The following is a 14,871-nucleotide window of genomic DNA, read 5'->3' on the forward strand; positions in this document are numbered from 1 at the left end:
CGAAGTCGAGCCAGTTTTCAGTTTGCTCTTGTTGCCAGCCGTCGACGATGCTCTGCCGAAACAGCCCGTGTTCATAACGGATGCCATAACCGTGAGCGGCGATGCCAAGGGTCGACATGCTCTCCATAAAACATGCGGCCAAGCGGCCCAGACCGCCGTTACCCAAAGCCGCATCTGGCTCCAATAGCCGAATGCGCTCCAAATCCACGCCCAGTTCGGTCAAAGCCTCACGTGCGATATCCAGCAAGCCCAAGTTGCTCAGGCTGTCGTAGAGCAAACGGCCGATCAAAAACTCCAATGACAGGTAGTACACCCGCTTCTGGTCTTTACGATAAATCTGCCGCGTGTGGTCCATCCAGTGTTCGACCATGTGGTCGCGGGCGGCCAGTGCAATGGCTTCAAACCAGTCATGATCAAACGCGTGATCCGGGTCCTTACCCACCGCGTAAGTTAGTTTGGCTAGCACGGCAGCACGAAAAGCCGCCACCTGCGCGTCACGAACAAGCGGTTCCTGGGACATCGTTACAACCTCTAGCGAGATGGAGCGATTAGAAGAACGGGTGATGAGAGACTAGACCGTTCGACAGGCAGAACGCGCGATGATTCGCGCTTTTTTCATCAAACGCTGACAAAACCCACAACGCCCCAAAACGATGCAAACCGCCAGCTAAACGCCTCAAAACAAGCTTTGTACAAAAAACCGGCAAATGGTGATTCACTCTTTCGTCAACCCCGGTATGATCGCGCGCCCTGATGCACGCTGGAATAACCGCCCGATGAAGTCCAACCTGATTGCCGCCGCAGAGATCGACCGTCTCGATACCTGGGCCAAGTACTCCGCGCCCATGTGCGGCTCCTGCATTTCCAGCTGCTGCACCTTGCCGGTTGAGGTCAAGGTCAAAGACTTGATCCGCATTGGCTTGGTCGATGAGTTCGAACTCGGTGACCCGCCGAAAAACATCGCCAAACGCCTGCAAAAAGAAGGGATCGTTGAGCGTTTCAACCAGAAGTCAGGGATCTTTACCCTGCAACGCATGAGCAATAGCGATTGCCTGTACCTGGACCGCAAGTCGCGCATGTGCACCATCTACGACAAACGCCCCGACACCTGCCGCAACCACCCACGCGTGGGCCCGCGCCCTGGGTATTGTGCGTACGTGCCCAAAGCCGTTGAGCGTAAAAACAGCAGTGAGCGGTTGTTGGATTTTTAAAGGCCTGCACACATCAAATCCCTGTAGGAGCTGCCGCAGGCTGCGATCTTTGGTTTTTTAACGATCAAAAGATCGCAGCCTACGGCAGCTCCTACCAAAAGCAGAAGCAGCGCCGGTTGTGACCGCAGCAACGTAGATGACACAAAAAAGATCATAAAGAGGCAATCGCAGCGGTTAAATCCCGCGCATAAAAAAACGCCCCCAACCGCAAGGCCGGGGGCGTTTTTGTAACCGCTAACTAAGTGACTTAGTTTTTGGCTTTTTTAGCAGCGCGGGTACGCTCGCCTTCGTCCAGGATCTTCTTACGAAGACGGATGGACTTAGGTGTTACTTCGCACAGCTCGTCGTCCTGGATGAATTCCAGTGCTTGTTCCAGAGTGAAGCGAACAGGCGGAACCAGAGCGATGGTTTCGTCTTTACCCGAAGCACGCATGTTGTCGAGCTTCTTACCCTTGGTAGGGTTAACACCCATGTCGGTGTCACGGCTGTTCAGACCAACGATTTGACCGTTGTAGATCTCTTGACCGTGCTCAACAAACAGCTTGCCGCGTGCTTGCAGAGTTTCCAGGGAGTAGGTCAGCGCCTTGCCAGTTTCAACCGAAACCAGTACGCCGTTCTGACGGCCAGACATTTGGCCCGACTTCATCACGTCGTAACGGTCGAAGATCGAGGTCAGGATGCCAGCACCGTTGGTCAGGGTCAGGAACTGGTTACGGAAACCGATCAGACCACGAGCAGGGATGTTGTATTCCAGACGAACACGGCCTTTACCATCCGGCACCATGTTGGTCAGGTCGCCCTTACGCAGACCCATCTCTTCCATCACCTTGCCCTGAGATTCTTCTGGCAGGTCGATGGTGACGTTTTCAAACGGTTCGTGCTTAACGCCGTCAACCAAGCGGATGATTACTTCTGGACGACCAACGCCCATTTCGAAGCCTTCACGACGCATGGTTTCGATCAGTACCGACAGGTGCAGTTCGCCACGGCCAGATACTTTGAACTTGTCAGCCGAGTCGCCTTCTTCAACGCGCAGTGCAACGTTGTACAGCAGCTCTTTGTCCAGACGTTCCTTGATGTTACGGGACGTCACGAACTTGCCTTCTTTACCGCAGAATGGCGAGTCGTTTACCTGGAAGGTCATGGAAACGGTTGGCTCGTCGACGGTCAACGGCTTCATCGCTTCAACGTTCAGCGGGTCGCACAGCGTGTCGGAGATGAACAGCGAGTCCATACCGCTGATGCAAACGATGTCGCCTGCCGCAGCTTCTTCCACGTCTACACGGTGCAGACCGTGGTGACCCATCAGCTTCAGGATACGACCGTTACGGCGCTTGCCGTCAGCGTCGATGGCCACAACCGGGGTGTTCGGCTTAACGCGACCACGAGCGATACGGCCAACACCGATAATGCCCAGGAAGCTGTTGTAGTCCAGTGCCGAGATTTGCATCTGGAACGGACCATCACGGTCTACAGCCGGCGCCGGTACGTTGTCGACAATCGACTGGTACAGCGGGGTCATGTCTTCAGCCATGTCGGTGTGGTCAAGACCAGCAATACCGTTCAGGGCAGAGGCGTAAACCACTTTGAAGTCCAGCTGTTCTTCGGTAGCACCCAGGTTGTCGAACAGATCGAAGATCTGGTCCAGAACCCAATCAGGACGCGCGCCTGGACGGTCAACCTTGTTGATAACCACGATTGGACGCAGGCCAGCTTCAAAAGCCTTTTTGGTCACGAAACGAGTTTGCGGCATAGGGCCGTCTTGAGCGTCAACCAGCAGCAGAACGGAGTCAACCATCGACATTACGCGTTCTACTTCGCCGCCGAAGTCGGCGTGGCCCGGGGTGTCCACGATGTTGATGTGGTAGCCGTTCCAGTTGATGGCGGTGTTTTTCGCCAAAATGGTAATACCGCGCTCTTTCTCCTGGTCGTTGGAGTCCATCACGCGCTCGTCGTTGAGCTCGCCGCGCTCCAGAGTGCCGGATTGACGCAAGAGTTTGTCTACCAGGGTGGTTTTACCGTGGTCAACGTGGGCGATGATGGCGATGTTGCGTAGATTTTCGATCACTTGTGTATCTCGATCAGAGGATTCGGTGTGCTGACAGGTCGTGGCAGCGATTAACAGTAGAGTCAGGCCTTGCCGTTACAACTTGACGGTGGCGTCGGGGGGCCGGTGACGCAGGCCACAGGCAAACAGCCCCGGGCTCTTAGCTCGGTCGATAAACGCGCACATTGGCATGCCCCTCACTGAGCAAATGGTGGGCATGCAGGCGACTCATCACGCCTTTGTCGCAATACAACAGGTACTGGCGTGTGTCATCCAGCTCCTTGAAGCGGCTGTTCAGTGCATAGAACGGCAACGCTTGTACTTCGATGCCAGCCAGTTCCAGCGGCTGATCTTCCTGAGCATCCGGGTGACGGATGTCGATAATGATCTGGCCCGCCAGCACTTCGCTGACTTCTTCGACTTGCAAGTCCTGGCCCAACTCGTCGATCACTCGATCAATCGGCACCAGTTTGGCCCGCTCAAGCGCACGCTCAAGCACGGCCATATCAAACTGTTGTTCTTCATATTCCACACGCGGGCGCTTAGCGTGGGTTTTGGGGTTAACCGAAATCACCCCGCAATATTCAGGCATGTGCTTGGCAAAATCAGCGGTGCCGATTTCCGTCGCCTGATCAATGATGTCTTGCTTGTGGCTAGCGACCAACGGGCGCAAGACCAGCTTGTCAGTCACGCAGTCGATCACCGACAGATTAGGCAACGTCTGGCTGGACACCTGAGAGATCGCCTCTCCAGTGACCAGCGCGTCAATGTCGAGCCGGTCCGCAATACGGGACGCAGCGCGCAACATCATACGCTTCAAAATGACGCCCATATGACCGTTATCGACTTTGCCGAGAATTTCACCCAGCACTTCTTCGAATGGAACACTCACAAACAGCACGCGTTGCGAGCTGCCGTACTTCTTCCATATATAGTGCGCGACTTCCATCACGCCCAGTTCATGGGCACGGCCACCTAGGTTGAAGAAGCAAAAGTGGCTCATCAGACCGCGGCGCATCACTTGGTAGGCCGCCACGGTTGAATCGAAACCACCCGACATCAATACCAGTGTCTGTTCCAGCGAGCCCAGCGGGAAACCGCCGATGCTGTCGTGCTGGCTGTGAATCACAAACAACCGTTGGTCGCGAATTTCGAAGCGGACTTCAATTTCGGGCTTTTTCAGGTCAATACCGGCCGCCCCACACTCACGACGTAGCTTGCTGCCGACGTATTTCTCGATTTCCATCGAGGTGAATGAGTGCTTGCCGCCACGCTTGCAACGCACCGAAAAAATCTTGCCCGCCAAGACATCGCCGTAATGCAATTTGCACTTTTCAACGACGTCGTCGAAGTCGCCCAACGGGTACTCGTCAACTTGCAGGAAATGCGCGATGCCCGGCATGCAGCTTAAGCGCTCAGTCATCTCCTTCAAGGCTTTGGGGTCGCTGACACGGGTTTGCAACTCAATGTTGTCCCACACGCCGGTCACTACCACAGCCGGGTCCAAATCGCGGAGCACAGCACGGATGTTTTTAGCCAATTGACGGACGAAACGCATCCGAACCGGGCGGCTCTTGATAGTGATCTCGGGGAAGACTTTAACAATAAGTTTCATGAAAACAGCGCGCGAGCAGCCTGCCAAAAAAGGGGGGCGCGGATTATAGCGGAAATTGCTCAAGGTTTAACCAGTTATCGTACAAACGGTTTTCGTCGCACCAAAATGGAGCAAATGACAACCTTTTCGCTTCATTTGAGTGCGTCTAACCCCCTAAATCATGGGGCCTCAGCCTTACTCTGCTTGAGATTGGGGCAAGTCGGGGCACTGGCATGCAATTTGCTCCCTTGTGAGGCAGGTTGCCTTGGCAGAGTATTCGCGCCGGCATCAACCACTTATCAAGGGCGACTCTACTACCCGCCCTAAGCAAGCCACCCCGGAGGACACTATGTCGAAGTCGGTTCAACTCATCAAAGATCATGACGTCAAATGGATTGATCTGCGCTTCACTGACACCAAGGGCACTCAACATCACGTGACCATGCCGGCCCGTGATGCGCTGGATGAAGACTTCTTCACCGACGGCAAAATGTTCGACGGTTCCTCCATTGCTGGCTGGAAAGGCATCGAAGCGTCCGACATGATCCTGCTGCCAGACGACAGCACGGCCGTTCTGGACCCGTTCACCGAACAGCCAACGCTGATCCTGGTGTGCGACATCATCGAACCTTCGAGCATGCAAGGTTACGACCGTGACCCGCGTGCAATCGCCAAGCGCGCTGAAGAGCACCTGAAAGCCACCGGCATCGGCGACACCGTATTCGCAGGCCCGGAGCCAGAGTTCTTCATTTTTGACTCGGTAAAATTCAAGTCGGACATTTCTGGCTCGATGTTCAAAATTTACTCCGAGCAAGGCTCGTGGATGTCCGACCAAGACATCGAAGGCGGCAACAAAGGTCACCGTCCAGGCGTCAAAGGCGGTTACTTCCCAGTTCCACCGTTCGACCACGACCACGAAATCCGTACCTCCATGTGCAGCGCACTGGAAGAAATGGGCCTGACCGTTGAAGTTCACCACCACGAAGTGGCGACTGCCGGCCAGAACGAAATCGGCGTCAAGTTCAACACCTTGGTGAAGAAAGCCGACGAAACCCAGACCCTGAAATACGTTGTGCACAACGTTGCCGATGCTTACGGCCGCACCGCGACATTCATGCCTAAGCCGCTGTATGGCGATAACGGCTCGGGCATGCACGTTCACATGTCTATCTGGAAAGATGGCAAGAACACCTTCGCAGGCGAAGGCTATGCCGGTCTGTCCGACACCGCCCTGTACTTCATCGGCGGCATCATCAAGCACGGTAAGGCTCTGAACGGCTTCACCAACCCGGCAACCAACTCCTACAAGCGTCTGGTTCCAGGCTTCGAAGCACCTGTGATGCTGGCATACTCGGCTCGCAACCGCTCTGCCTCGATCCGTATTCCTTACGTGTCCAGCCCTAAAGCTCGCCGTATCGAAGCACGTTTCCCGGATCCAGCTGCCAACCCGTACCTGTGCTTCGCAGCACTGCTGATGGCTGGCTTGGACGGTATCCAGAACAAGATCCACCCTGGCGACGCCGCTGACAAAAACCTGTATGACCTGCCGCCAGAAGAGGCCAAGCAGATCCCACAAGTGTGTGGCAGCCTGAAAGAAGCCCTGGAAGAGCTGGACAAAGGTCGTGCGTTCTTGACCAAAGGCGGCGTTTTCAGCGACGACTTCATCGACGCTTACATCGCGCTGAAAAGCGAAGAAGAAATCAAAGTACGTACCTTCGTACACCCACTGGAATACGAGCTGTACTACAGCTGCTAATCCAGTGTCACCCGCACTAGCGGCGTGATCTGAAAGGCCTCCTTCGGGAGGCCTTTTTTATGCGTAACGTCTTACATCTTCGTCCGTAAAGCCCGATCAATATCTCCTTCAAGCCCGACAGCCATTTCAAAGCGCGATCTGTAACGTGAGGCCACTCATTACTAGGACGCCACCATGACGCTGATCACGCCACTCAAAGCCTTACTGCTCTCACTGTCCTGCCTGATCTTGCTGGGCTGCACCAGCAAAAAGCCTAGCGTCAACGTCGAACAACTGCTCAAAACCGATCACTCATGGGATGGGTCACCTTACGCCCCATACCCGGCTGGCCAACCTGAAATTACCGTGCTCAAAATCACTATCCCCGCCAACACTGCACTCAATTGGCACACTCACCCTATGCCCAACGTTGCTTATGTGTTGTCGGGCGAGTTACGAGTTGAAACCCGTGACGGCAAACACATGACCACACTCAAACCCGGCCAGGTTCTGCCCGAAGTTGTTCAAACCGAGCATCGTGGAATCAGCGGTAATAAACAGGTTGAATTGATCGTGTTCTACGCAGGCGGTGCAGGCATGCCACTGTCGCAGTAAACGACTTGTGCGTTACTTCTTAGGGCTGCTCTGGCTACTTGCACTGCCCGCAAGCGCGCAGGTGTACAAATACCTCGATGCCTACGGCACTATTCACTACAGCGATACACCTCGTGACTCGGCAGGCAGCGAGGCAATCACCCTTGCTCCACTTAACCGCCAACCCGCGCTGCCCAACGCGCTCCCTGACAACCCGCAACAGCTGCTGCCCGAGCAGGAGCCCACCCATGCCGTTTATAGCGTGCTAAGCATCAGCGGTTTGCCCGCTGACCAAGCGCTGCGTGCCAACAACGGGAGCTTCAGGGTGCACGCCACCCTCACTCCGTCCTTGCATTCCCAACACAGCCTGCAATGGTTTCTCGACGACCAACCCTACGGCCCAGCCAGTGCGGAAACAGCCCTTCAATTAAACACTGTTGATCGTGGAGAACATCGACTGTCGTTCAAGGTAATGGCCGGGCACCACACCCTGCAGCAGAGCCCAACGGTGTCGTTTTATCTTCAACGTTCGCGCCTGCACTAGCTCACATAAGTTAAGCGCAATCGTTTTTGGCAGAAACTGAATCTATTCAGCTAGGTTGCACTATATTGGTGCGATAGCTGCGCGATCACGCTCTCACCAGCCCACTTTGGTTCAAAACAACGATCAAATAGAGCAAACGCGCCACCTTCAGGTGCTGTAACTCCTTATTTCAGGGCATTTGCGCTTCTTTTCGGAGCCTTGGTTTGTTTTTTGCATTTTCCTTGCACCAGCGCCTACCCCGCGCACGTAATTCGGGATCGCCCCATGACCATCAGTGATGCCCTGCACCGACTATTACTCGACAACCTGACCACCGCCACGTTGTTACTCAATGACGCTCTGCGCCTTGAATACATGAATCCGGCGGCGGAAATGCTGCTGGCTATCAGTGGGCAACGTAGCCACGGGCAGTTCATCAGCGAATTGTTCACCGAGACTAATGAAGCCCTGCAATCGCTGCGGCTGGCCGTTGAGCAAGCCCACCCGTTTACCAAACGCGAGGCGCTGCTGACATCTACTACCGGTCAGACCCTCACCGTGGATTACGCCGTAACGCCGATCTTGAGCACCACTGGCACCATGCTGCTGCTGGAGGTTCATCCGCGCGATCGACTGCTGCGCATCACTAAAGAAGAAGCGCAGCTGTCCAAGCAAGAAACCAGCAAGATGCTGGTCCGCGGTCTGGCGCACGAAATCAAGAATCCGTTAGGGGGGATTCGCGGCGCCGCCCAGCTACTGGCGCGCCAACTGCCCGATGAAAACCTGCGCGACTACACCAATGTCATCATTGAAGAAGCCGACCGCCTGCGTAATTTGGTCGACCGCATGCTGGGCTCCAACAAGTTGCCTTCACTGGCCATGACCAACGTGCATGAAGTGCTGGAGCGCGTTTGCAATCTGGTCGAAGCCGAAACCCAGGGCGACATCACGTTGGTACGCGACTACGACCCGAGCCTGCCCGACCTGCTGATCGACCGTGAACAAATGATCCAAGCTGTGCTCAATATTGTGCGTAACGCCATGCAGGCCATCAGCAGTCGTAATGAACTTCGCCTGGGCCGCATCACCTTGCGTACCCGTGCTATGCGCCAGTTCACCATTGGCCATGTGCGCCATCGCTTGGTGACCAAAATTGAAATCATCGACAACGGCCCGGGCATTCCAGCCGAACTGCAAGACACCCTATTTTTCCCGATGGTCAGCGGCCGCCCTGATGGCACCGGGCTGGGGCTTGCCATCACCCAGAACATCATTAGTCAGCACCAGGGGTTGATCGAGTGTGAAAGCCAACCTGGCCACACACTCTTCTCGATCTTTCTACCACTGGAACAAGGAGCCGCATCGACATGAGCCGAAGTGAAACCGTGTGGATCGTCGACGACGACCGTTCAATCCGTTGGGTCCTGGAAAAAGCCTTACAACAAGAAGGCATGACCACGCAGAGCTTCGACAGCGCCGATGGGGTGATGAGCCGCTTGGCACGTCAGCAGCCTGATGTGATCATTTCTGACATTCGCATGCCGGGCGCTAGCGGCCTAGACCTGCTGGCCAAGATCCGTGCGCAGCACCCTCGCCTGCCCGTGATCATCATGACCGCACATTCAGACTTGGACAGCGCCGTTGCGTCCTACCAAGGTGGCGCGTTTGAATACCTGCCCAAACCGTTTGACGTTGACGAGGCTGTGTCGCTGGTCAAGCGCGCTAACCAGCATGCCCAAGAACAACAAGGCTTGTCCGTGGCTCCCGCCGCTGCGCCTACCCCCGAGATCATTGGTGAAGCGCCAGCCATGCAGGAGGTGTTCCGCGCTATTGGCCGCCTCAGCCACTCCAACATTACGGTACTGATCAACGGCGAATCCGGGACCGGCAAAGAGCTGGTTGCCCACGCGCTGCATCGACACAGCCCGCGAGCCGCCGCCCCTTTTATTGCTTTAAACATGGCAGCGATCCCCAAAGATTTGATGGAGTCCGAGCTGTTCGGCCATGAAAAAGGCGCTTTTACCGGCGCTGCCAACCTGCGCCGTGGCCGTTTTGAGCAAGCTGACGGCGGCACGTTGTTCTTGGACGAAATTGGCGATATGCCGGCTGACACCCAAACGCGCCTGCTGCGTGTACTGGCCGATGGCGAGTTCTACCGTGTGGGCGGGCATATTCCGGTCAAAGTAGACGTGCGCATCATTGCCGCCACCCATCAGAACCTCGAAACTCTAGTGCAGGCTGGCAAGTTCCGTGAAGACTTGTTTCATCGTCTGAACGTGATCCGCATCCACATCCCGCGTCTCTCGGATCGTCGTGAAGACATCCCGACCCTTGCTCGGCATTTTCTCAGCAGTGCGGCGCAAGAGTTGTCGGTTGAGCCAAAACTGCTAAAAGCCGAAACCGAGCAGTACCTGAGAAACCTGCCTTGGCCTGGCAACGTTCGTCAGCTTGAAAACACCTGTCGCTGGATCACGGTGATGGCTTCGGGCCGTGAAGTGCACATCAGTGACTTGCCACCAGAACTCTTGAACCTGCACCAAGACGCGTCCCCGATCACCAACTGGGAGCAAGCATTGCGTCAATGGGCAGACCAAGCGCTTGGTCGCGGCCAGTCCAACCTACTCGACAGTGCAGTCCCGACCTTTGAACGCATCATGATCGAGACCGCACTCAAGCACACCGCAGGCCGCCGCCGCGATGCAGCGGTTCTGCTGGGCTGGGGTCGCAACACCTTGACCCGCAAGATCAAAGAGCTGGGCATGAAAATCGACGGCGACGAGGACGACGGCGACGAAGCCTGAAATCGCAGGCTGCGATCTTTTGATCTTTACACGCTAAAGATCGCAGCCGACGCCAGCGCCTACCCCGCTCTTGCCACGCACCACCTTCAAGCAATACGCCCTACTTGCGTGCACGCCACGGCTTAAACCGTTGTGACGACCTCTCACCAGCCGCCAAGACCACAACCAAAAGCCCCGTTTTTCGGGGCTTTTGCGTTATTACATAGAAAATAAAGACAAAACTAAAAAGCTGGCACGCGCCCTGCAATAACCCTAATACCTAAGCAACATCGGTTTAGGGGACCTTGGTACAGGCAGGCCAAGACTCCCCACTTTTACACCGCAGCCTTGATGCCTTTTGCATCAAGGCGCACAGCGCTTTTAGGGAACCCAGTACAGGCAGGCTGGAATTCCCTCTTTTATTACTCTTGCAGGTTCACCTGCAATCGCCAGCGCCCATCTTGCGGCGTACCGGCCCAATCGCCCTTCAAGGCGCGGGCCGCCACGAAGGTCAGCATCAGGCCTGCATCCATTTGACTCACCCGCCAGTTCACGTCTTTGCCGTTCAGTTTAAGCTGACCGTTTTGCGGCTGGCCCTTGGCCGCAAGCATCATCCTTAACGTCCCATCCACCCACTCACCGTGAAGCGTGGGCTCATTGTTAAACCACACCACCAAACCGTGCGGCTGGACGTCTATTTGTTGCAACTGCGTCGGGTCGGGCGCCGTCAAACGACCAATCATCATCCCGACCATCATGGCGACTATCGCCAAAGAACCTAAAACACGTGGCCATTGTTTCGGCCTTGGGTCTTCTTCAGGCGTAGAATGCTGCCCATCTTTATATTCGGAGCCGTGCATGTTTCACGTCATCCTCTTCCAACCAGAGATTCCGCCGAATACCGGCAACATTATCAGGCTCTGCGCCAACAGCGGCTGCCACCTGCACTTGATCGAGCCTATCGGTTTTGAGCTGGACGACAAGCGCTTACGCCGAGCGGGCTTGGATTATCATGAGTACGCGCCGCTCAAGCGCCACGCCGACCTAGCCAGTTGCCTAGAAAGCCTGGGCCACCCGCGCCTGTTTGCTTTTACCACCAAAGGCTCACGGCCGTTCCACGATGTTCAATTTGCAGAGGGGGACGCCTTTATCTTCGGCCCTGAAAGCCGTGGTTTGCCGCCTGAAGTGCTGGATGCGCAAGACGCCGATCATCGCCTGCGCCTGCCAATGCGCGAAGGCTGCCGCAGCTTGAACCTGTCGAACACTGTCGCCGTGGCGGTGTACGAAGCGTGGCGCCAGTTGGGGTTTAAATAACCCTCAATCTCTCCCGGAGCTGCCGCAGGCTGCGATCCTTTAAAAGATCGCAGCCTGCGGCAGCTCCTACAGATGTAGGTTTTGCCCATAAAAAAAGCGCCTGTTCGGCGCTTTTTTGTGTCGCTTCAACTGTTACTGAACAGTCGCGGCGCCTTCTTCCTGCATGCGCTGCATTTCTTGCGCGTACAGAGCATCGAAGTTCACTGGAGCCAGCATCAGCGCCGGGAACGAACCACGGACAACCAGGCTGTCCAGCGTTTCACGCGCATACGGGAACAACAGGTTCGGGCAGAACGCGCCCAGTGTATGGCTCATCGAGGCTTGATCAAGGTTTTTGATCAGGAAAATCCCAGCCTGTTGAACCTCAGCAATAAAGGCGACTTCTTCACCGTTTTTCACAGTAACCGACAGCGTCAGAACCACTTCGAAGAAGTCATCTTCCAGTGGCTTTTGGCGGGTGTTCAGGTCTAGAGCAACACTCGGCTCCCACTGCTGACGGAAGATCGCCGGGCTTTTAGGCGCTTCAAACGACAGATCACGTACATAAATACGCTGCAGGGAAAATTGTGGAGAAGTGTCTTCATCGCTAACAGCAGCGGTGTTCTGTTGGTCAGTCATCACAGATCCTTGATAAACGTGGGGCTTAGAGAATGAGAGTCAGACGCTCAGCAGCGCATCTAATTTACCTGCGCGTTCCAAAGCAAACAGGTCATCGCATCCACCCACATGCTTGGCGCCGATCCAGATTTGCGGGACCGATGTTTGACCAGCCTTGTGAGTCATTTCTGCACGAACTTGAGGTTTGCCGTCGACTTTGATTTCTTCGAAGGCAACACCCTTTTTCTCAAGCAAAGCTTTGGCTCGCATGCAATAAGGGCAGTAGTCGCTGGAATACACGATGACCTTGGACATAATTACTTCACCACAGGCAGGTTATCTGCACGCCAAGAAGCAATACCGCCGGACAGCTTAGCGGCTTTATAGCCCGTTTTAAGCAGCTCGCGAGCGTGAGTGCCAGAGTGTTGGCCAGCAGCATCAACCAAAATCAGGGTCTTGCCCTTGTGTTTGTCCAGCTCGGCAACGCGAGCCATGAGTTTGTCTTGCGGGATGTTCAGTGCACCCACGATGTGGCCAGCAGCAAAGTCTTTGGCCGGGCGAATATCAATCACCACACCTTCGTCGCGATTGACCAGACCGGTCAGTTCGCCGGTGCTGACGCTACGTCCACCGCGGCTCACCTCATGGGCGATCAACAACGCCAACAAGATGACAAACGCGCCAACAAGCAGATAGTGAGAAGTGGCAAATGCAATCAGGTGATCAACCATCAGAAGGTTCCAGGGCGTGAAAATGTGGGCCAGTATACACAGCCGCCTTGGCCCGCCAAACCCCGCCCGGCGGTGACGGCACCGGAACTTCGCATTAAACTGCGCATCTTTGTCTTACTTCTATTAACCACGCCACGAGTGGGATCTATGACTACCACGCCAAAACCTCTGATCCTGATCATCCTGGATGGCTTCGGTCACAGTGAAAGCCACGAATACAACGCCGTCTATTCGGCCAAAAAACCGGTGCTCGATCGTCTCTGTGCGAGCATGCCAAACGGCCTGATCTCGGGTTCGGGCATGGATGTCGGGCTGCCGGACGGCCAAATGGGTAACTCCGAGGTCGGCCACATGAACCTCGGCGCTGGCCGCGTGGTTTATCAGGACTTCACCCGCATCACTAAGTCGATCCGCGACGGTGAGTTCTTCGAGAACCCAACCATTTGCGCCGCGGTTGATAAAGCTGTCGGCGCGGGTAAGGCCGTACATATCATGGGCCTGCTGTCAGATGGCGGCGTTCACAGCCATCAGGATCACTTGATCGCGATGGCTGAGCTGGCCTTCAAGCGCGGCGCTGAAAAAATTTATCTGCACGCCTTCCTCGATGGTCGCGACACACCGCCTAAAAGCGCTGCTTCGTCGATCGAACTGCTGGACGAAGCCTTCAAAGACCTCGGCAAAGGCCGGATTGCCAGCTTGATTGGCCGCTACTTCGCCATGGACCGCGACAACCGTTGGGACCGTGTGGCGCAAGCCTACAACCTGATCGTCGACGGTAAAGGCGAATTCAACGCCGCCACTGCGCAAGAAGGTCTTGAGGCCGCCTATGCCCGCGGCGAAAGCGATGAGTTCGTCAAAGCCACTACCATTGGCGAACCGGTGACCGTTGAAGACGGCGACGCTGTGGTCTTCATGAACTTCCGTGCCGACCGTGCCCGCGAACTGACCCGCGTATTTGTTGAAGATGGTTTCAACGATTTCGAACGCGCCCGCCAACCAAAATTGGCCGGCTTCGTCATGCTGACCCAATACGCTGCCAGCATTCCGGCCCCTAGCGCTTTCGCGCCGGGCAGCTTGGAAAATGTACTCGGTGATTACCTGGCGAAAAACGGCAAAACCCAACTGCGCATTGCCGAAACCGAAAAGTACGCCCATGTGACGTTCTTTTTCTCCGGTGGTCGCGAAGAACCGTTCCCAGGCGAAGAGCGTATTTTGGTGCCGTCGCCAAAAGTTGCGACCTACGACCTGCAACCCGAAATGAGCGCCCCCGAAGTCACTGACAAAATCGTCGATGCCATCGAAAATCAGCGTTACGACGTGATTGTCGTCAACTACGCCAACGGCGACATGGTCGGCCACAGCGGCGTATTCGACGCGGCGGTTAAAGCCGTTGAGTGCTTGGACGCTTGCGTCGGCCGAATTGTTGAGGCATTGGACAAAGTCGGGGGCGAAGCACTGATCACCGCCGACCACGGCAACGTTGAACAAATGGAAGACGAATCCACAGGCCAGGCGCACACCGCCCACACCTGCGAACCCGTACCGTTCATCTATGTCGGCAAGCGTGCACTCAAGGTTCGCGAAGGGGGCGTGCTGGCTGACGTCGCACCGACCTTGCTCAAGTTACTGGAGCTGCCACAGCCTGCAGAAATGACCGGCACCAGTATCTTGGTCGACGCGTAAGCACTTAGCCTCTATAGGAGCTGCCGCAGGCTGCGATCTTTTGTTTTTAAAGATCAAAAGAT

The 14,871-nt window shown here is 55.6% G+C and carries 15 protein-coding genes; 8 read left to right on the forward strand and 7 right to left on the reverse strand.

Annotation, left to right across the window (positions count from 1 at the left end):
- A partial coding sequence (locus AQS70_RS01675; protein ID WP_162233861.1) for a glycogen/starch/alpha-glucan phosphorylase occupies positions 1–520 on the reverse strand: 520 nt, incomplete at its 3' end.
- Positions 521–776: 256 nt separating this feature from the next.
- On the opposite strand from AQS70_RS01675, the gene AQS70_RS01680 reads away from it, so the two are divergent.
- On the forward strand, positions 777–1,211 hold the full coding sequence (locus AQS70_RS01680) for a YkgJ family cysteine cluster protein (RefSeq protein WP_055101220.1): 435 nt from the start codon (positions 777–779) through the stop codon (positions 1,209–1,211).
- 247 nt (positions 1,212–1,458) lie between these two features.
- Here AQS70_RS01680 and typA read toward each other — a convergent pair whose 3' ends face one another.
- Positions 1,459–3,279: a translational GTPase TypA gene (typA, locus tag AQS70_RS01685; protein WP_048366775.1), complete on the reverse strand. Its 1,821-nt coding sequence runs from the start codon at positions 3,277–3,279 to the stop codon at positions 1,459–1,461.
- A gap of 139 nt (positions 3,280–3,418) precedes the next feature.
- A complete protein-coding gene (thiI, locus tag AQS70_RS01690) occupies positions 3,419–4,873 on the reverse strand; it encodes a tRNA uracil 4-sulfurtransferase ThiI (RefSeq protein WP_055101209.1) in 1,455 nt (484 codons plus the stop codon).
- A gap of 328 nt (positions 4,874–5,201) precedes the next feature.
- Here thiI and glnA point away from each other — a divergent pair, with 328 nt between their 5' ends.
- The 5 genes from glnA (at position 5,202) to ntrC (ending at position 10,505) form a co-directional block, all read left to right on the forward strand.
- A complete protein-coding gene (gene glnA / locus AQS70_RS01695; protein ID WP_048366777.1) occupies positions 5,202–6,608 on the forward strand; it encodes a type I glutamate--ammonia ligase in 1,407 nt (468 codons plus the stop codon).
- A 174-nt stretch (positions 6,609–6,782) separates the two neighbouring features.
- A complete protein-coding gene (locus AQS70_RS01700; RefSeq protein WP_055101210.1) occupies positions 6,783–7,202 on the forward strand; it encodes a cupin domain-containing protein in 420 nt (139 codons plus the stop codon).
- A 7-nt stretch (positions 7,203–7,209) separates the two neighbouring features.
- Positions 7,210–7,725 (forward strand): DUF4124 domain-containing protein, encoded by a 516-nt coding sequence (locus tag AQS70_RS01705; RefSeq protein WP_055101211.1) that lies wholly within the window; start codon positions 7,210–7,212, stop codon positions 7,723–7,725.
- 264 nt (positions 7,726–7,989) lie between these two features.
- Positions 7,990–9,075 (forward strand): nitrogen regulation protein NR(II), encoded by a 1,086-nt coding sequence (gene glnL, locus AQS70_RS01710; RefSeq protein WP_055101212.1) that lies wholly within the window; start codon positions 7,990–7,992, stop codon positions 9,073–9,075.
- Entirely contained in the window at positions 9,072–10,505 is a 1,434-nt protein-coding gene (gene ntrC / locus AQS70_RS01715; protein WP_055101213.1) for a nitrogen regulation protein NR(I), read from the forward strand. The genes glnL and ntrC overlap by 4 nt, the downstream gene beginning before the upstream one ends.
- A 401-nt stretch (positions 10,506–10,906) precedes the next feature.
- Here ntrC and AQS70_RS01720 read toward each other — a convergent pair whose 3' ends face one another.
- A complete protein-coding gene (locus AQS70_RS01720) occupies positions 10,907–11,344 on the reverse strand; it encodes a hypothetical protein (protein WP_055101214.1) in 438 nt (145 codons plus the stop codon).
- Here AQS70_RS01720 and trmL point away from each other — a divergent pair.
- On the forward strand, positions 11,343–11,798 hold the full coding sequence (trmL, locus tag AQS70_RS01725; RefSeq protein ID WP_055101215.1) for a tRNA (uridine(34)/cytosine(34)/5-carboxymethylaminomethyluridine(34)-2'-O)-methyltransferase TrmL: 456 nt from the start codon (positions 11,343–11,345) through the stop codon (positions 11,796–11,798). The two genes, AQS70_RS01720 and trmL, sit on opposite strands and share 2 nt — an antisense overlap.
- Positions 11,799–11,930: 132 nt before the next feature.
- Here the strand turns inward: trmL and secB are convergent, their stop codons facing one another.
- Genes secB through AQS70_RS01740 form a run of 3 tightly spaced genes read right to left on the reverse strand, consistent with a single transcriptional unit; the run spans position 11,931 to position 13,126 of the window.
- Positions 11,931–12,416, reverse strand: coding sequence for a protein-export chaperone SecB (gene secB / locus AQS70_RS01730; RefSeq protein WP_055101216.1), 486 nt, complete (start codon positions 12,414–12,416; stop codon positions 11,931–11,933).
- Between the two features lie 39 nt (positions 12,417–12,455).
- The gene (gene grxC, locus AQS70_RS01735; protein ID WP_055101217.1) at positions 12,456–12,710 is read right to left on the reverse strand and encodes a glutaredoxin 3; all 255 of its coding nucleotides are present in this window, start codon (positions 12,708–12,710) and stop codon (positions 12,456–12,458) included.
- Positions 12,711–12,712: 2 nt separating this feature from the next.
- Entirely contained in the window at positions 12,713–13,126 is a 414-nt protein-coding gene (locus tag AQS70_RS01740) for a rhodanese-like domain-containing protein (RefSeq protein ID WP_055101218.1), read from the reverse strand.
- A gap of 147 nt (positions 13,127–13,273) precedes the next feature.
- Between AQS70_RS01740 and gpmI the strand changes: the two genes are divergently transcribed.
- Positions 13,274–14,809 carry a 2,3-bisphosphoglycerate-independent phosphoglycerate mutase gene (gpmI, locus tag AQS70_RS01745; RefSeq protein WP_055101219.1) on the forward strand — a complete coding sequence of 512 codons (1,536 nt, stop codon included), beginning with the start codon at positions 13,274–13,276 and terminating at the stop codon, positions 14,807–14,809.
- The last annotated feature ends 62 nt before the right edge of the window (positions 14,810–14,871 follow it).

The sequence above is a fragment of the Pseudomonas endophytica genome, assembly GCF_001411475.1.
Classification (GTDB): Bacteria; Pseudomonadota; Gammaproteobacteria; order Pseudomonadales; family Pseudomonadaceae; genus Aquipseudomonas; species Aquipseudomonas endophytica.